This is a genomic window from Streptacidiphilus anmyonensis (assembly GCF_000787855.1).
In the GTDB taxonomy this organism is placed as follows: Bacteria; Actinomycetota; Actinomycetes; order Streptomycetales; family Streptomycetaceae; genus Streptacidiphilus; species Streptacidiphilus anmyonensis.
This window is the reverse complement of sequence record NZ_BBPQ01000029.1, coordinates 1-15,454: the sequence shown is the minus strand read 5'-3', so window position 1 is coordinate 15,454 and position 15,454 is coordinate 1. Positions and strand designations below refer to the sequence as shown.

At 72.8% G+C, this 15,454-nt stretch carries 10 protein-coding genes; 5 read left to right on the top strand and 5 right to left on the bottom strand.

The window, feature by feature from the left end; genetic code table 11:
- Positions 1-43 precede the first annotated feature (43 nt).
- The 5 genes from TR50_RS23325 to TR50_RS23300 all read right to left on the bottom strand — a co-directional run bounded on the left by TR50_RS23325 (position 44) and on the right by TR50_RS23300 (position 8,443).
- Entirely contained in the window at positions 44-1,030 is a 987-nt protein-coding gene (locus TR50_RS23325) for a substrate-binding domain-containing protein (protein ID WP_042425166.1), read from the bottom strand.
- A gap of 150 nt (positions 1,031-1,180) precedes the next feature.
- Entirely contained in the window at positions 1,181-3,907 is a 2,727-nt protein-coding gene (locus TR50_RS23320; protein WP_160311167.1) for a hypothetical protein, read from the bottom strand.
- Positions 3,907-6,990 (bottom strand): phosphate ABC transporter permease PstA, encoded by a 3,084-nt coding sequence (gene pstA, locus TR50_RS48195; protein WP_201776862.1) that lies wholly within the window; start codon positions 6,988-6,990, stop codon positions 3,907-3,909. Before pstA ends, TR50_RS23320 begins: the two co-directional genes overlap by 1 nt.
- Positions 6,987-8,009, bottom strand: a complete 1,023-nt coding sequence (pstC, locus tag TR50_RS23305) for a phosphate ABC transporter permease subunit PstC (protein ID WP_042425163.1) — start codon at positions 8,007-8,009, stop codon at positions 6,987-6,989. Before pstC ends, pstA begins: the two co-directional genes overlap by 4 nt.
- Entirely contained in the window at positions 8,006-8,443 is a 438-nt protein-coding gene (locus TR50_RS23300; protein ID WP_042425160.1) for a hypothetical protein, read from the bottom strand. The genes pstC and TR50_RS23300 overlap by 4 nt, the downstream gene beginning before the upstream one ends.
- A gap of 361 nt (positions 8,444-8,804) precedes the next feature.
- On the opposite strand from TR50_RS23300, the gene TR50_RS23295 reads away from it, so the two are divergent.
- From TR50_RS23295 to TR50_RS45735, 5 genes are all read left to right on the top strand, one after another.
- Entirely contained in the window at positions 8,805-10,124 is a 1,320-nt protein-coding gene (locus TR50_RS23295) for a GlnX family signal transduction membrane protein (RefSeq protein ID WP_236654555.1), read from the top strand.
- Positions 10,125-10,137: 13 nt separating this feature from the next.
- Entirely contained in the window at positions 10,138-11,094 is a 957-nt protein-coding gene (locus TR50_RS23290; protein WP_084700825.1) for a glutamate ABC transporter substrate-binding protein, read from the top strand.
- 107 nt (positions 11,095-11,201) lie between these two features.
- Positions 11,202-12,530, top strand: coding sequence for a hypothetical protein (locus tag TR50_RS23285; RefSeq protein ID WP_042425152.1), 1,329 nt, complete (start codon positions 11,202-11,204; stop codon positions 12,528-12,530).
- 105 nt (positions 12,531-12,635) lie between these two features.
- The gene (locus TR50_RS23280) at positions 12,636-15,269 is read left to right on the top strand and encodes a serine/threonine-protein kinase (RefSeq protein ID WP_152648580.1); all 2,634 of its coding nucleotides are present in this window, start codon (positions 12,636-12,638) and stop codon (positions 15,267-15,269) included.
- Positions 15,266-15,454, top strand: a 189-nt coding sequence (locus TR50_RS45735) for a zinc ribbon domain-containing protein (RefSeq protein WP_269084808.1), incomplete at its 3' end; no start/stop codon positions are given. The genes TR50_RS23280 and TR50_RS45735, both read left to right, overlap by 4 nt.

Genomic DNA, 15,454 nt, shown 5'->3' with positions numbered 1-15,454 from the left:
TTCGTCTTCGTCGGTCTGCGTGTGTGGACGTGGGAGTGGGCGGTCAGCCCGTGACCTTGGAGGTGTCGCCGCAGTTCGGGTCGATGCCGAAGCCGTAGGTCTTGATGATCGAGCTCTGCTGGCAGACCAGGGAGTTGGAGCCGACGAAGACCGTGCTCCACGGCGCGGTGCCGACGTTGGTGCTCGGGATGACGTTGTAGACCTCGCGGGTGGCCGCGGCGCCGGTGTTGAGCAGCAGCGACGGGGTGCCGTTGATGCTGCCGAGCAGCGCCGAGCCGCGCAGGTCGGCCAGGGTGCCGGCGCCCTGGGCGATGTACTGGGCGATGGAGAACGGCGCGATGGAGTTGTCGTCCAGGACGCGGCCGTCGTGCTCCTCGATCGGCTTGCCGTTCTTGGTGTCGCTGATGCACGGGTAGGCGTGGTTGACGACGTCGGTGTCGGAGATGCCGACGGTGGTCTCCCAGAAGGAGCGGGTACCCGAGCCGGCCTGCGGCAGCAGCGGGTGGATCGTGTAGTTCGGGCCGGTGCCCACGTAGTTGGGGTCACAGGTGTAGATGGCGTGCAGGTCGGCCAGGGTCATCGTGCGCGGCAGCGAGCTGGTCGGGGTGATGGCGTAGGTGACCGCGTCGACCGCGAAGGGGACGTAGGTCAGGCCGGGGGTGGCCGGGGCCAGGTTGAGGCTGGAGGAGCGGGAGAACTGGAGGCAGCCGTCGGCCGCGCCCAGCGAGTTGAGCAGCGCGGTGCGGCCCGCGCCGGAGCCGTTCGGGCGGGCGATGGCCTGGCAGGCGGAGCCGGACTGGGTGGCGACGGTGGCCGAGCCGGTCGCGTCGTAGGAGCCGATCACCTTGGTGCCGTTGATGGTGATCGCGCCCGCCATCGCGTTCATGACGCCCTGCGTGGTGTCGGAGCCGACGCCAGCGAGCTGACGGTAGGTGGGCGAGCCCACCGGGTCGGCGTGGGCGGTCCCGGCGCCGACGGCCAGGAGGGCGACACCAGCGGCGGCGGCGAGGAGCCTGAACTTGCCGGTCATGGAACGGTTCCCTTTCGGACGGTGGTGCGTGGACGGCCGGAGGGTTCCGGCCGTCGGGCGGAGCACGGGTCGTGATCGGTGCGGCGGTCGGAGCGGACGCCGTCACGGACGGCGTCGCTCGCGCGGACGTCGGGCCGAGCCGAGGTCCGGTCAGCTCCGGGGCCGCCGCAGGTAGCGGGCCAGCAGCGGTCCGGCCCCGGCCGCCACGAGGGCGACCAGCAGCAGGACCAGGAACAGGTACTGGGCGGCGCCCACGGGTGTGGCGGCGGTGCGGGCGACGTTCTGGACGGCGGGCGAGCTGGGTGCGAGGGTCGGGGTGCCGCGCGACCCGCCCGACTGGCCGCCGGAGACGCCCCCCGACGTCCCCGAGGCCCCCGCACCGCTGCCGTCGCCGCCGCTGGTGCCGCCCCCGCCGAGGCTGCCGGTGCTGCCGCCGGTCGTGGTGCCGCCGGAGGGGCCGCCGTGCGGCCCGGAGTCGGCGACGACGGTCTTGGCGACGGACAGCGCCTCGGTGCGCAGGGTCTGCGGCAGCGGCACGTAGCCGTTGACCAGTTGGCCCGGCTCGACGCCGGGCGTCTGCCCGGAGCCGACCGCGAAGCGGAGCAGGGAGGCGTAGGCGGCCCCCTCGTCCTTGGTCAGCAGCGACGGCACGGTGGCGGCGTAGCTGACGATGGTCAGCGGGTAGGCGTCCTTGGCCTTGCTGTCCGGCGGCAGCAGGCTCACACCGGTGGCGCCGACCGGGGTCATGGCCTGCTGCGCCGCGAGCATGGAGGCGGCCGTCGGTGCGACGAACTGGCCGGCGCCGTTCATCAGGTTGGCCGTGTCGAGGCCGTAGCGGGCCGCGGTCGCAGTGTCGGTGACGGCGAGGATGCCGATCTGGCCCTGCGGCTCCGGCGGGCCCTTCTTCAGCTGCGGCGGGGTGGCCGTGGCGTCCCAGATGGTCTTCGCGAGCCGGTCGCCGCGGGCCGCCGACCGGGCGGCGTCGTGCATGCCGACCGCGTAGGGGTGGGCGTCCAGGGTGCACAGCGGCGGCTGGTTGTTGGGGCTGTTCGGGAAGGTCTCGCAGTACGGGTCGCTCTTGGGGAAGTCGTCGCGCGGCAGGCTCAGCTTGTCGGCGGTGTAGTTGGGGTTGACCGTCATCCCCCACGGGTCCTTCTTGCCGGCCAGGAAGTCCCGGGCGTCCGGGTCGGCCTCGACCCACTCCCACAGGTGTCGGGCGGCGTCGGACTGGCCGAGCGGCACGAGGATGTCGGGGATCCGGGAGAGGAAGGCGAGCGGCTTGAAGTCCGGGTTCAGGGCCAGGAAGTCGGGGTCGGTGGTGAGGTCCAGCGGGTTGTTCGCGACGTCGGTGGCGTCGTAGCCGACGGCGTAGCGGTACGACTGGGTGAGCAGTTTGGCGACCAGCCGCGGCGTCAGGTTGAGCGTGTGCATGCGCTGGCCCTCGAGTTTGCGCACGTCGGCCGGGGCGCTGGTGTAGGACTGGCTCTGGACGTCGAAGGCGACGGTGACGCCGGACAGGGCCACCGGCGCGTAGACGGGCGTGCGTCCGGCGGGGAGCTGGTCGGTGGGCACCGGGTCGGCGACGTACACCATGCCGGGGTCGGCGTCGTTGACGAGCTTGCCGCGCGCGAGGTCGTCGTCGAGCTTGGTGTAGCCGAAGATGGACGTGGTCTGCCGGCACAGCACCGGCTGCCAGCTGGTGACGGCCTCCTGCGCCATCTCGGTGCCGTAGGTGAGCCGCTCGTGGCTGCCGATGGGGCAGTTGAGGCCGAGCGGGGTGAAGTGCAGCGGCACCACCATGCGGTAGCGCCAGTTGCTCGCCGACAGCGGAGAGGACTGGAGCTGACCGGAGTTGCCGACCGGGGGCTTGCCGTCGACCTCGGTCTCACCGCGCGGGACGACGACCAGCCAGCACTCGCGGCCCTCCTTCGGCGGCACCTTCAGGTTGTCGGGCGTCTGGCCGCAGCCGAGGCCGGGCGCCTCCATACCGGTCTGCGTCTCGAAGTAGACCTGGCCGGTGCCGTCCGCCCGCGTCGGCGCGAAGGGCACCTCGTTGGTGGACTCCACGTCGAAGAACTGGCTGCCCGCGGTCGTCTCGACGACGCCGTTGACGGCGTGGAAGGGCGTGTAGACGTTGACGTTGGGCTGGGTCTGCTTGATCGTCTCCAGCGGGTCGACCAGCGAGCCGTAGTTGAGCTGACGGGTGGAGACGTACGCGCCGCCGCGGCTGTCGCCGCGCAGACCGCCGTACTGGCACTGGGTGCGGTCCGGGCCGGTGGCCGCGTCGCCCCAGCACTGCATCAGCTCCAGGTAGTCCTGGGCGAAGCTGGAGGGGTTGGGCTGGGTCGGCTTGCCGCCGGTCCAGTCGACCTTGACCACCTGGTCGGTCAGGTTGGTGGTCTGATGCACCGTCACCGTCAGTCCCGAGAAGGGACCGGTCCCGTGCACGCTCACGGCGGACCCGGTGGCGGCCGGGCTCACCAGCGTCGGCGTGCCGGGCACGTGCGGGTCACTGCTGCCGACGGTGGTCAACTGCGTCCCGGCGACGGCCGTGCCGCCCGTGGCCGTGCCGCCCGCCGTGCCGCCCGCCGTGCCGCCGGAGGTCGCTCCGGCGCCGCCCGCGGTGGAGCCGACCGGCACCGGCTTGCCGGTGACCGGGTCCACCTGGACCGAGGGGCCGCCGGTCGGCAGCGAGGTGGCGGTGCGGTCGGCCCCGCCCTGCGGCGCGGAGGTGACCACGCCCGCGGCGACCGCCGCCAGCACCGCGCAGACCACGGTGGTGCGCAACGCCCGTGAAGCGGCCCGCGAACGGGGCTTCGGCTTCGCCGGGGCGCCGACAGCGCCCCTGGTCAGTCGTTCGAGTCGACGGCGGAACATCACCAGCCACCCTTCTTGCGGGCCATCCGGCGGGCGATCATCGGCGGCAGCACGACGACCGAGGCCAGCAGCACGGCCGCCAGGACCATCAGCACGCGCTGCAGGTCGCTTCCGTCGTCCGCGCTGATGGCGACCGGGTCCGCGTTCACCGGCACGCCGCCCGAGGCCGCGCCGCCGCTCGCTCCGCCGACCAGACCGGGATCGAGGGCGACGGCCGAGGAGCCCGTGCCCCCCGTCGCGGCGCTCGCACCCGTCGCGCCCGCAGTGCCGGCACCGCCCGAGGCCACCCCGCTGCCGCCGCCCGCACCGCCGGAACCACCGGATCCGCCGCCGGACCCCGCTCCCCCGCTGCCCCCCGCGCCACCGGTCCCGGTGCTGCACTGGGTCGGGCCCTGCTTGTCGCAGGCGGGCGGGTACGGCGCGGTCTTGGCCAGCGTGTTGGTGCCGTCCGAGGAGAACGTCGGGTTGTTGCAGTTCTTGATGGTGATGTTCTGCGCCTGCACCCCCGGCACCCGCCGGATCTGGGTCAGTCCGGCCTGCACCAGGTTGATCGGCAGCGGCGAGTAGCCGAGCGCCGGAGCCTGCTGCTGTCCCTGGCACAGGAAGTAGTAGGCGAACGCGCCGAGCGTGCGGCCCTTGTCGGTGTTGAACCCGCTCTCCACGGCGGTCGGCAGGATCATGTAGCTGTAGCTGGACAGCGGGTAGGCCCGCGGATCCGCGCTGTTGTAGACGCCGCCCAGCTTCTGCGTGAGGTCGGAGTTGATCTGCGCCGAGGTCAGCCCGACCGCGACGGCCGGGGCGGTCGGCTCGACGTAGTAGTGCGAGGCGTTCAGCATCTTGGCCACCGGGAAGCCGGTGTTGAGCGCGTAGGAGTACTCGACGTAGGTGATCGAGCCCTCGTTCTGGTCCTGCGCGACGAAGCCGGAGACGCCCTGCGAGCCGCTCAGCGCCTGGAACGGGGTGCCGGGGACGACCGGGTAGAAGGAGGTGATCCCGCACGGCGAGCTGCGGCCCGCCTTGACGCAGTAGGCGTTCCACTTGGACGCCTCGCTGGTCTGGCTCATCCAGGTGGTCAACTGCGCCGTGGTGCCGGACCCGTCGGAGCGCACGACCGGCACGATCGTCCGGGCGGGCAGCGTGAGCTGCGGGTTGTCGGCGGCGATCGCCGGGTCGTTCCACTTGGTGATGGTGCCGGTGAAGATGCCGGCGATGGTGTCGCCGGAAAGGCGCAGGTTGGTGACCCGGCGTCCGTTGATCTTCAGGTTGTACATGAAGGCGGTGCCGCCGGCGACGATCGGCATGTAGGCGAACTTGCGCGGCGGCGGGGCCTCGTAGACGCCCTGGTCGGTGATGCCGTACGGGATCTCGGAGACGGCGAAGTCCACCGCGCCGTTCTTGAACTTCGCACGTCCGTCGGAGGAGCCGCTGGCATCGAAGTTGATCTGCATGCCGTACTGCTTGACGTTGGTCGCCCAGGCGTCCATCGCGTTGCTGCTCCAGGTGGAGCCGGCGCCGGAGATCGGCACGTAGTCGCTGGCGAGGGCGCGCGGGGCCGCGCACCAGATCGCCAGCAGGGAGAGCGCGGTGAGCGCCGCGGCGACGCGCAGCAGCGCGAGGAGTCGGCGACGCACGCCGGCATCCCTTCTGTCGGAGGGGGAGGTTGTGGGCGCAGGGGAAGTCGCACTCGCCTCAGCGGCGCGGGGAACTGCGCGGGCAACCGCTGACATGCGGATGGCCCTGCGCGTTCGCGGCTCTACGTGGGTGGGTGGCTCGCCGCGCCCCGCGGCGGAGCCGCTGATCAGCAGAGCCCCGCGCCCCTGGGGGTTGCCACGGACCGTGTGCGGGAATCGGAGCGCCAGGCGCGACGATGCCGCCGCGCGACGCCGCTGCTGACGTGAGGTCAGCACGCCCGCCGGGCGGCCGCCGATGACGCGGGCGAGGATGAAGAGCGCGATCACCAGCACCAGCAGCACCATCGCCGCGCCGAAGCCGCGGGCGATCTGCGCCTGCGAGGGCAGCCGGACCAGGGTGAACACCAGCAACGGCAGGGAGACCTGCGGACCGTTGAAGGGGTTCGCGTTGAACGCCTTGTTGTAGCCCGCGGTCAGCAGGACCGGCGAGGTCTCGCCGATGCCGCGCGCGGTGCCGAGGATGACCGCGGTCATCAGGCCGGAGCGGGCGGTCGGCAGGACCACGGTCAGCACCGTCCGCAGGCGGCTCGCGCCCAGCGCGTAGGAGGCCTCCTTGAGGGACGCGGGCACCAGCCGCAGCACCACGTCCGCCGCGCGGATGATGATCGGCAGCATCATCACCGAGAGCGCGCAGCCCGCGGCGAAGCCGCTGCGGCCCCAGCCGAGGACCAGCACGAAGACGGCGTAGATGAAGAGGCCGGCCAGCACCGAGGGCAGTGCCGTCATCGCCTCGGTGAGGGTGCGCACGAAGCGGCTGAACGCGCCGGGCACCTCCGACAGGAAGACGGCCGTGCCGATGCCCAGCGGGACGGTGATGACCAGGGCGATGCCGATCTGCTCCAGCGAGCCGATCACCGCGTGCAGCACGCCGCCCGTGGTGAGAGGGGTGAGCGAGTCGGCCTCGGACATGTCCTGCGTGTAGAAGTTGCCGTGCGGCAGCGCGTCCCAGCTGCGGACGGCGACGTAGCCGACGACCAGGACCAAGGCCGCCAGCACCAGCGCGGCCACGCTGTGCACGACCGCGGACGCCAGGCGGTCGCGGACCGCGAGGCCGGTCTCCTCCTGGGCGACCAGCAGCGCGTAGAGGCCGAGGAAGCAGAGCCAGGCGGTGACGACGAAGCCCAGCGGGCCGTCGAACGGCAGCAGGTAGCGGAAGAGCAGGGTGGTGAGCCCCACGGATCCGGCGAGCGCGCCGACGACGGCGTAGCGGTCGGCGGGCTTGGCGGCGCCGGGTCGTCGGCGCTGCCGGCGCGGCGCGCCGGGCGGCAGCGGGGCGCGGACCACGACGGTGGTGCGCGGCGGCGTCTGCTCCGGCGCGTGCGTCGCGGACGTCGCAGACATCTCGGACGTCGCGGACGTCGCCGACGCGGCGGGGTTCGCGGAGGTGGTCATGAGGCGGCTCCGGAGCGGCTGCGGGCGACCACGGCCGAGGCCGCGAAGTTGACCGCGAGGGTCATCAGGAACAGGGCGAGTCCGGCGGCCATGAGCGCGGAGACGCCGAACGGCGAGGAGTCGCCGTAGTGCAGGGCGATGAGTGCGGAGACGGTGCTGGTGCCGCTCTGCAGCACGTGCGGCTGGATCGCGAAGACCATCGAGATGATCATGTAGACGGTGATGGTCTCGCCCAGGGCCCGGCCGAGGCCCAGCATGGTGCCGCCGATGATCCCGCCGCGGCCGTAGGGCAGCACGACGGAGCGGATCATGCCCCAGCGGGTCGAGCCGAGCGCGTACGCGCCCTCGCGCTCGCCCTGCGGCGCCTGGCCGAAGACCTCGCGCATGACCGAGCACATGATCGGCGTGATCATGAAGGCGACGACGGTGCCGGCGATGAAGGTCGAGGAGGTGTAGGCGGCGACGGGCGCGAGCGGGTCGTGGGGATCGGCGCCGTCGACCTTGAACAGCGGGATCCAGCCGAAGTAGGTGGAGATCCAGCGGGCCAGGCCGGTCATCCGCTGCTCCAGGAAGAAGAAGCCCCACAGGCCGTAGACCACGCTCGGCACCGCGGCCATCAGGTCCACCAGGGCGATCAGCGTCTGCCGCAGGCGGCGCGGCGCGTACTCGGAGATGTAGAGCGCGGCGCACAGCGCCATCGGCAGCGCCAGCGACACCGCGAGCAGGCCGATCAGGACCGTGCCGGTCAGCACGGCGGCGATGCCGAAGTGGCCGCGCCCGGCGTCCGGCTCCCAGCCCTGGGTGGTCAGGAAGGCGAAGCCGCCCACCCGCAGGGCGTGCGCGGCCTGGTAGGCCAGGAAGCTGCCGACGGCGAGCATCACCAGCAGCACCGCGCCGCCGCTGACCCGCAGTCCCCCGCGGAAGACCTGGTCGGAGAGCCCCGCACGGGCGACGGGCCGACGTCCGACCTGACGACCCGCCGGACCCGCCTGGCGACCCCCGGCGGCGGGGGCGCTCATCGGGCCACCGCCCGGGAGAGGTCGCCCGGCGCGCGCCCGCTGCCGCTGCGGCGGACGGAGGCGCGCTGCTCGGGCAGCGCGTTCGGCGCGGCGTCGGCCAGGCTCACCCCGGTGTGGAAGTGCGCCAGGCTGTAGCGGCATTCGCGCAGCCGGTGGTAGGCGCGACCGGAGCGGGCCGCCTCGGTGCCGTCGATCTCCAGGCGCCAGCGCCACAGCGAGTCGGGTCGCACCACGTGGACCACGGGCACCGCGCGGTCGAGGTTGGCCCGCAGGTGGAGCACGGCCGCCTCGCAGTCCTCGCGCCGCGGGAAGAACGTGGCACCGCGCCCCAACTCCCGGTTGTTGGCGCTCAGCAGGCGCCACCCGTACCAGGGCGATCCGCTGCCGCTCTCCCGGTCGGTCCCGGTCGCGATCAGGAATCTGGCTCCGCTCACGGTTCCCCATCTCCCGCACTGGACCGCACTGGTCGCGATCGGCCGAAGGAGACGGTCGAGGTTCCAAGCGGATTCACAGAATCGGACCCAGGAACGCCGGACATGGACAGGGTGAACGAGAAGTGTCGGAGATGTCGGCAAGTTGTGTACATTCGCGCCGCCAATTCCGCACACGACCGGTCACCGTTTGTGTCACAGCTCTGCCGCGAATCCTCAAGATCGACGCAACTTTGGTGTGAGTCGTCCTCAGGGGCGGCCATACTTCTTCCGACGAAACGAGACGGGGGAAGGGGCGCGCAGCATGGCGACACCGGCCACGACACGACCGGCGACCACACAACCGGCCGGGCCGCGATCGACCATGCCATCGCAGCGCGGGCGGCAGGACCGGGGGCCGGGGGCTGGCGGACTGACCGCCCGGCTGACGGCCACTCCACCGCGGCGGCTCCAGTCCGGCGCCGTGCTGCTGGCCCTGCTCACGCTGCTGTTCGGTGTGCTGACCGTCTGGCAGGTCAGTTCGCGCTCCGCCGCGGCGGACAACGTGGTCAACCACAGCCAGCCGCTGAGCAACGACGCCGCGCAGATCTTCCGCTCGCTCGCCGACGCGGACACCACCGCCGCCACCGGCTTCCTCCAGGCCGGCCAGGAGACCGCGGCGGTGCGTACGCAGTACAACGACGACATCGCCACCGCCTCGCAGCTGCTCACCAAGGCGGCGGCGCAGAGCGGCTCGGACGACCCCGGCCAGCAGTGGATCACCAAGCTCAACGCGGAACTGCCGGTCTACGCGGGCCTGGTCGAGACCGCCAAGGCCGACGACCGGCAGGGCATCCCGCTGGGCGGCGCCTACCTCCGGTACGCCTCCGGGCAGATGCAGAACCAGATGCTGAACGAGGCCCAGAGCCTCTACCAGGCCGAGACCGACCGCCTGAACAGCGACTACGCCGACGCCCGCTCGCTTCCGTGGGCCGCACTCGGCCTCGGCGTGATCCTGCTGGTCGTGCTGGTGCGGGCGCAGATCCGGCTGTTCCGCAGCACCAACCGGGTGTTCAACCTGGGCATGGTGTTCGCCACCGCCTGCGCGACCGTCGCCCTGCTGTGGCTGGCGGTCGGTCAGTCCCTCGCCTCCTCCTACCTCGCGGACAGCGACACCAAGGGCGCCGCGCCGCTGCAGATGCTGAACCAGGCCGAGATCGAGGCGCTCAAGTGCCGCGCGGCGGAGAACCTCAACCTGGTGGCGCGCGGCTCGACCACCGCCTACGAGACCGCCTGGACCACCGACAGCGTCCAACTGGCGGGCAAGGACGGCTACCTCGCCCAGGCCGGGTCGATGACCTCCGAGGACGCCACCGCCCATCAGGCCGTCAGCGCCGCGACCGCCTCGTTCCAGAACTGGCAGTCCCGGCACGACACCGCCCACGACGCCAACCAGAACGGCGACTACAGCGCCGCCGTGAACGACACCATCGGCAGCGGTTCGAACACCATCGACGCCGCCTTCACCTCGCTCAAGGGCAGCCTGGACACGGCCGCCGCGCACGAGCAGGGCCAGTTCACCAGCCTCGCCGACAGCGGCCGCGGCGCCACCTCCCTGCTCGCGCCCGGCGCGGGCGTGCTGGCCGTGCTCGCCGCGGCCGGCGTGGTGACGGGCGTCAACCGGCGTGTGGCCGAGTACCGGTAGGGGGAGAGCAGTGATGACAACGTTGAGATGGCTGCGTCGCCCCGGCGTGTGGGCGGTGACCTCGGCCCTTCTGCTCGGAGGCTTCGCCTTCGCCGGCAGCTCCGCGGCGGAGACCGGCGACGCGTCGACGCAGCCGGCCGCGGTCCGGATCGCCCGCGCGCCGGGCGACGACAACAGCTGCGACCCGCTCGCCACCGTCGCGCCGAGCACCTCCGACGGCGGGCTCGACGTGCAGCGCATCATCGCGCGCGGCAAGCTCGTCGCCGGCATCGACACCAACAGCTACCTGTGGGGCTTCCGCGACCCCAACAGCGGTGGCATCCAGGGCTTCGACATCGACCTGGTGCACGCGCTCGCCGGGGCGATCCTGGGCGACCCGAACAAGGTGACCCTGCTCGCCGTCCCCACCGACCAGCGCATCCCCGCACTGCAGAGCGGCCTGGTCGACGTCGTGGTGCGCACCTTCACCCACAACTGCGCCCGCGAGAAGCAGGTCTCCTTCTCGTCCGACTACTTCGAGACCGGCCAGCAGATCCTGGTGCCGAAGGACTCGAAGGTCACCGGCCTGAACGCGAGCATCAAGGGTCAGCGGATCTGCACCGCCAAGGGCTCCACCGCCGAGGGTCTGCTCCAGACCAGCGCCTACAAGTCGCAGGAGGTCGCGGTCGAGAACCAGCTGGACTGCCTGGTGCTGATGCAGCTCGGGCAGGTTGACGCGACCATCACCGACGGCGCGCTCGCCGCCGGTCTGAACGCGCAGGACAAGTCGCTGCGGATCGTGCCCGGCACACTGGACACCGAGTACTACGCGGTCGCGGTCAAGCTCGGCTCCCGCGACCTGGTCGCGCGGATCAACGCCGTGCTGCAGTCCTACATCGCCGACGGCGACTGGCAGCGCAGCTACGGACAGTGGATCAAGCCCATCACCGGACAGAACAGCGCCCCGCCCGCCGCCCACTACACGGGCTGACCGCGCCACCGCGTCAAGGTTGCAACAAGGTCCGCCCCCGGGGATCCTCCCCGGACCCGGATCTGACAGTCTGACCGTCGGCACGACCACCAGGGAGACAAGCAAGAATGGCGTTGACCGGACCGTACGGTCCCGTGATGACCCGCGAGGAGGTGGACCGTACCCTCAAGGGGCTCGGCGACGAGCGCGAGGCCGTCGAATCCTCCCTGCTGGCCTTGCAGGACCACCCGGGCCGACGCCTGCTGGAGGGCGCGCAGCTGACCGGCCGCACCGCCGAACGCTGGAGCGCGGCCGAGCCGGGGCTCCAGCTGATGTGGAACCTCTTCGACACCTACTCCGAAGCGCTGGCCGCCGCCCGCGCGGTGCGCTCGCGGCGCACCAGACCCACCCAGTCCGACCTGATCGAACTCACCGAGCTGCTGCGCGGCAAGGGCGTGACCGTCCCCGGCAGCCAACTGCCCGGCGCGGCGCCCTCGCTGACCGGCGGTGCGCGGCTGAGCGAGCAGGTGAGCCTGCGCGACCTCGTCGACCGGATGAACGAGTGGTACGCGCGGATCATGGACGTCGCCTCGGCGGCCGACGCGGTCTGGACGGCGCTGCCGGCCCGGATCGACCTGCTGCTGGCCGAGCTCGGCCGGGTGCATGCGCTGGCCCGCTCCGTCGGCGTCCTGCCGGGCGAGCACCCGGCCGGAGACGCACTGGAGGAGCTCGGCAAGGAACTCGCCGCACTGCGCGGCGAGGTGGTCACCGACCCGCTCCTCTTCTGGACCCCGCGCCCCGTCGGCGCGTCCGCGCCCGGACGCGCGCCCGTGGGCGGCTCGGTGGAGACCGCTCGCTACGACCGCGCCGAGCGCGCGGTGGAGGACATCCGCCTCGAACTGACCGATCTGGTGCGACTGCGCGACGACGCCGACGAGCGGCTGGAACGCGTCGGCGAGACCCTGGCCCGCGCCGACGCCACCCTGGCCGAGGCCCGCCGGGCGCGCGGCGAGGTGCTGGCGAAGATCGCGGCCACCGAGGTGCCGACGGTGCCCGGACCGGCCAGCGCGATGCGCGAGCGGCTCGCCCAGGCGGAGCAGCTGCGCCGGCACGGCCTGTGGTCGCAGCTCGGCCCGCTGCTGGACACCCTGGAGGCGGCGTCCGAGCGGGAGTTGGAGCGGGCCCGGGAGTCGCTGACCGCGGTGACCGCGCCGCTCGCGGTCCGCGCGGAACTGCGCGGGCGGTTGGACGCGTACAAAGCCATGGCGGCGCGACTCGGCGTCGCCGAGGACCCGGAGCTGATCGAACGTTACGACCTGGCCCGGCGGATGCTCTGGAGCGCCCCCTGTGACCTGCGCGCGGCCGACAACGCCGTCCTGCGCTACCAGCAGGGCCTGCGCGCGGTCCAGCAGCAACAGGCCGCCGGCCCGGTCGACGGACGCCCCTACGGTGCCTGAGCTCCGACAGGGGGAAAGCATCATGAGACAGCGCACGACCAAGGCCACGACCAAGGCACAGCAACTGACGACTTTTGCGGCATCGGCCGCAGGGGGATGGCGGGGATGAACGCGGTACCGTGCACACGGCCGGACTGCACCGGCACGGGTGTCATCGACGCGGACGGCTACTGCACCGAGTGCGGGCTCGCACCGCTCCAGGCTGCGGTGCGCACCGGCACCGGACAGGCGGGCGGCCCGGCTTCGGGCACGCGCGCGTCGCAGGGGTCCGGCGCGCAGGGGTCGGGCTCCGCGCCCAGCGGACCGGGCGCGCCGTGCGCGCGCCCCGACTGCACCGGCACCGGCGTCATCGACGCCGACGGCTACTGCACCGAGTGCGGCCTCGCCCCGCTCCCGGCCGCGTCCATCCCGGCGCAGCACGGCGCGGGCGGCGGCTCCACCTCGCGTTCCACCTCCACCTCCCGCAGCTCGCGGACCATGTCGGGGCGTTCGCGCTCCTCGCGGACGGGCCGCAGCGGCTCGGTCTCGGTGCGCACCAGCAGCCGAGGCAGCCGCAGCCAGCGAGGCGCGCTCGGCGCGGGCCTGGTGACCGTGCCGCCGATCCCGAAGGAGGATCCGCGCTCCAAGGTGCTGGCCAACCCCGAGGTGGCCGAGCGCAAGCGCTACTGCAGCAAGTGCGAGGCGCCGGTCGGCCGTTCCAAGAACGGCGTGCCGGGCCGCTCCGAGGGCTTCTGCACCAAGTGCGGCACCGCGTACTCCTTCACGCCCAAGCTCTTCCCCGGCGACCTGGTCGGCGGCCAGTACGAGGTGGTCGGCTGCCTGGCCCACGGCGGTCTGGGCTGGATCTACCTCGGCATCGACCGGCGCGTCAACGACAAGTGGATCGTGCTGAAGGGCCTGCTGGACACGGGTGACGAGGAGGCGCTGGCCGTCGCCATCGCCGAGCGCCGCTACCTGGCCGAGGTCGACCACCCCAACATCGTCCGCATCATCAACTTCGTCGAGCACCCGGACCCGCGCAAGGGCACCCGGGACGGCTACATCGTCATGGACTACGTCGGCGGCAAGTCCCTGAAGGACATCGCCGACCAGCGCCGGCTGCCGGACGGGCGGCGCGAGCCGCTGCCGGTCGAGCAGGCCATCGCCTACGCGCTCGAAGCCCTGCCGGCCCTCGGCTACCTGCACCAGCGCGGCCTGATCTACTGCGACTTCAAGCTGGACAACGTGATCCAGTCCGAGGACCAGCTGAAGATCATCGACATGGGCGCGGTCCGCCGCCAGGACGACGACGGCGCGATCTTCGGCACCATCGGCTACCAGGCCCCGGAGATCGCCACCGAGGGCGTCTCCCCCGCCTCCGACCTCTACACCGTGGCCCGCGCGCTCGCGGTGATGACCTTCGACTTCCAGGGCTACTCCACGGTCTACCGGGACTCGCTGCCCGGCCCGGAGGAGGTCGAGGTCTTCAACCGGTACGAGTCCTTCTACCGGCTGCTGGTCCGCGCGACCGACCCCGACGCGGGCCGCCGCTTCTCCTCCGCGCAGGAGATGGCCGAGCAGCTGACCGGCGTGCTGCGCGAGGTGCTGGCCCTTCAGGACGCCCGGCCCCGCCCGGCGCTGTCCACCCTGTTCGGCCCCGAACTGCGGGTGGTCGACACCGAGTTGCTCCACGGCGAGCTGGAGGAGCCGCCCGCGTCCACGCGCGGCGGACGCCGCCGGCAGGCCGCCGCGGCCTCGCCCGGCAACCCCGTCATCGCGGTGCCGAACGGCACGGTCACCGTCCCCAAGGTGCTGCCGCTGGACACCCGGGCGGCGGCGCTGGCCCTGCCCGTCCCGCGGATCGACCCGGGCGACCCGAACGCCGGATTCCTCGCCTCGCTGATGGCCACCTCGCCCGACGAGGTGCTGACCGCGCTCGGCACCGCGCCGGTCAACTCCGTGGAGCTGCGGCTGCGCGGGCTGCGCGCGCTGATCGAGCAGGGCGACCTGGTCGCCGTCCAGGAGGCGCTGACGCAGCTGGGCACGGACGCCTCCGACGACTGGCGGGTCGTCTGGTACCGGGGCCTGGCGGCGCTCGCCGCGTCCGGGGTCCCGGGCGGCCCCGAGTCCGGCGCGGCGCTGCGCTCGGCGGCGGAGTCCTTCGACGCGGTCTACGACGCGTTCCCCGGCGAGGCCGCGCCCAAGCTGGCGCTCGGCGTCTGCGCGGAGGCGCTCGGCGAGCGCGAGGACGCGGCGGAGTTCTACCGCCTGGTGTGGACGACCGACCGGTCGTACGTCAGCGCGGCGTTCGGCCTGGCCCGCGTGCTGCTCGCCACCGGCGACCGGCCCGGCGCGGTGGCCGCGCTGGAGTCCGTCCCCGAGGCGTCCACCCACTACGTCGCGGCCCGCGTCGCCTCGGTGCGCGCGCGGCTGCGCGAGCGGGCGCCGCAGGAGCCGCTGCGGCTCGACCTGGACGCGGCCTCCCAACAGTTGGGCGGGCTCGGCCTGGACGCGCGGCGCCGCGAGGAGCTGTCGGTCGAGGTCCTCGGCAAGGCCCTCGGCTGGGTGCTGGCCGGCCGCCCCGACGTCACCGGCGCGGCGGCCCCCCTCACCCTGCTCGGCAGCCCCTCGGAGGAGCGCGCGCTGCGGTTCGCGCTGGAGGACTCCTACCGCAAGCTGGCCCGACTGGCCGAGAGCCCCGAACAACGGATCGCATGGGTCGAGCGGGCCAACCGCACGCGCCCGAGGACCTGGGTGTGAGCGAAAGCATGGACCAACTGACCCTTTCCTGCCCCAACTGCGCCCAGCCGGTGGCGGAGTCCGACCGCTACTGCGAGGAGTGCGGCATCGACCTCTCCGCGGCCCGCGCCGGCGGCCCGGACCCGCGCGGAGCGGCGAGCGCGGCAGCCGCCGCGCCGGGCCACGGCCCGGACGCCGGTGACTAC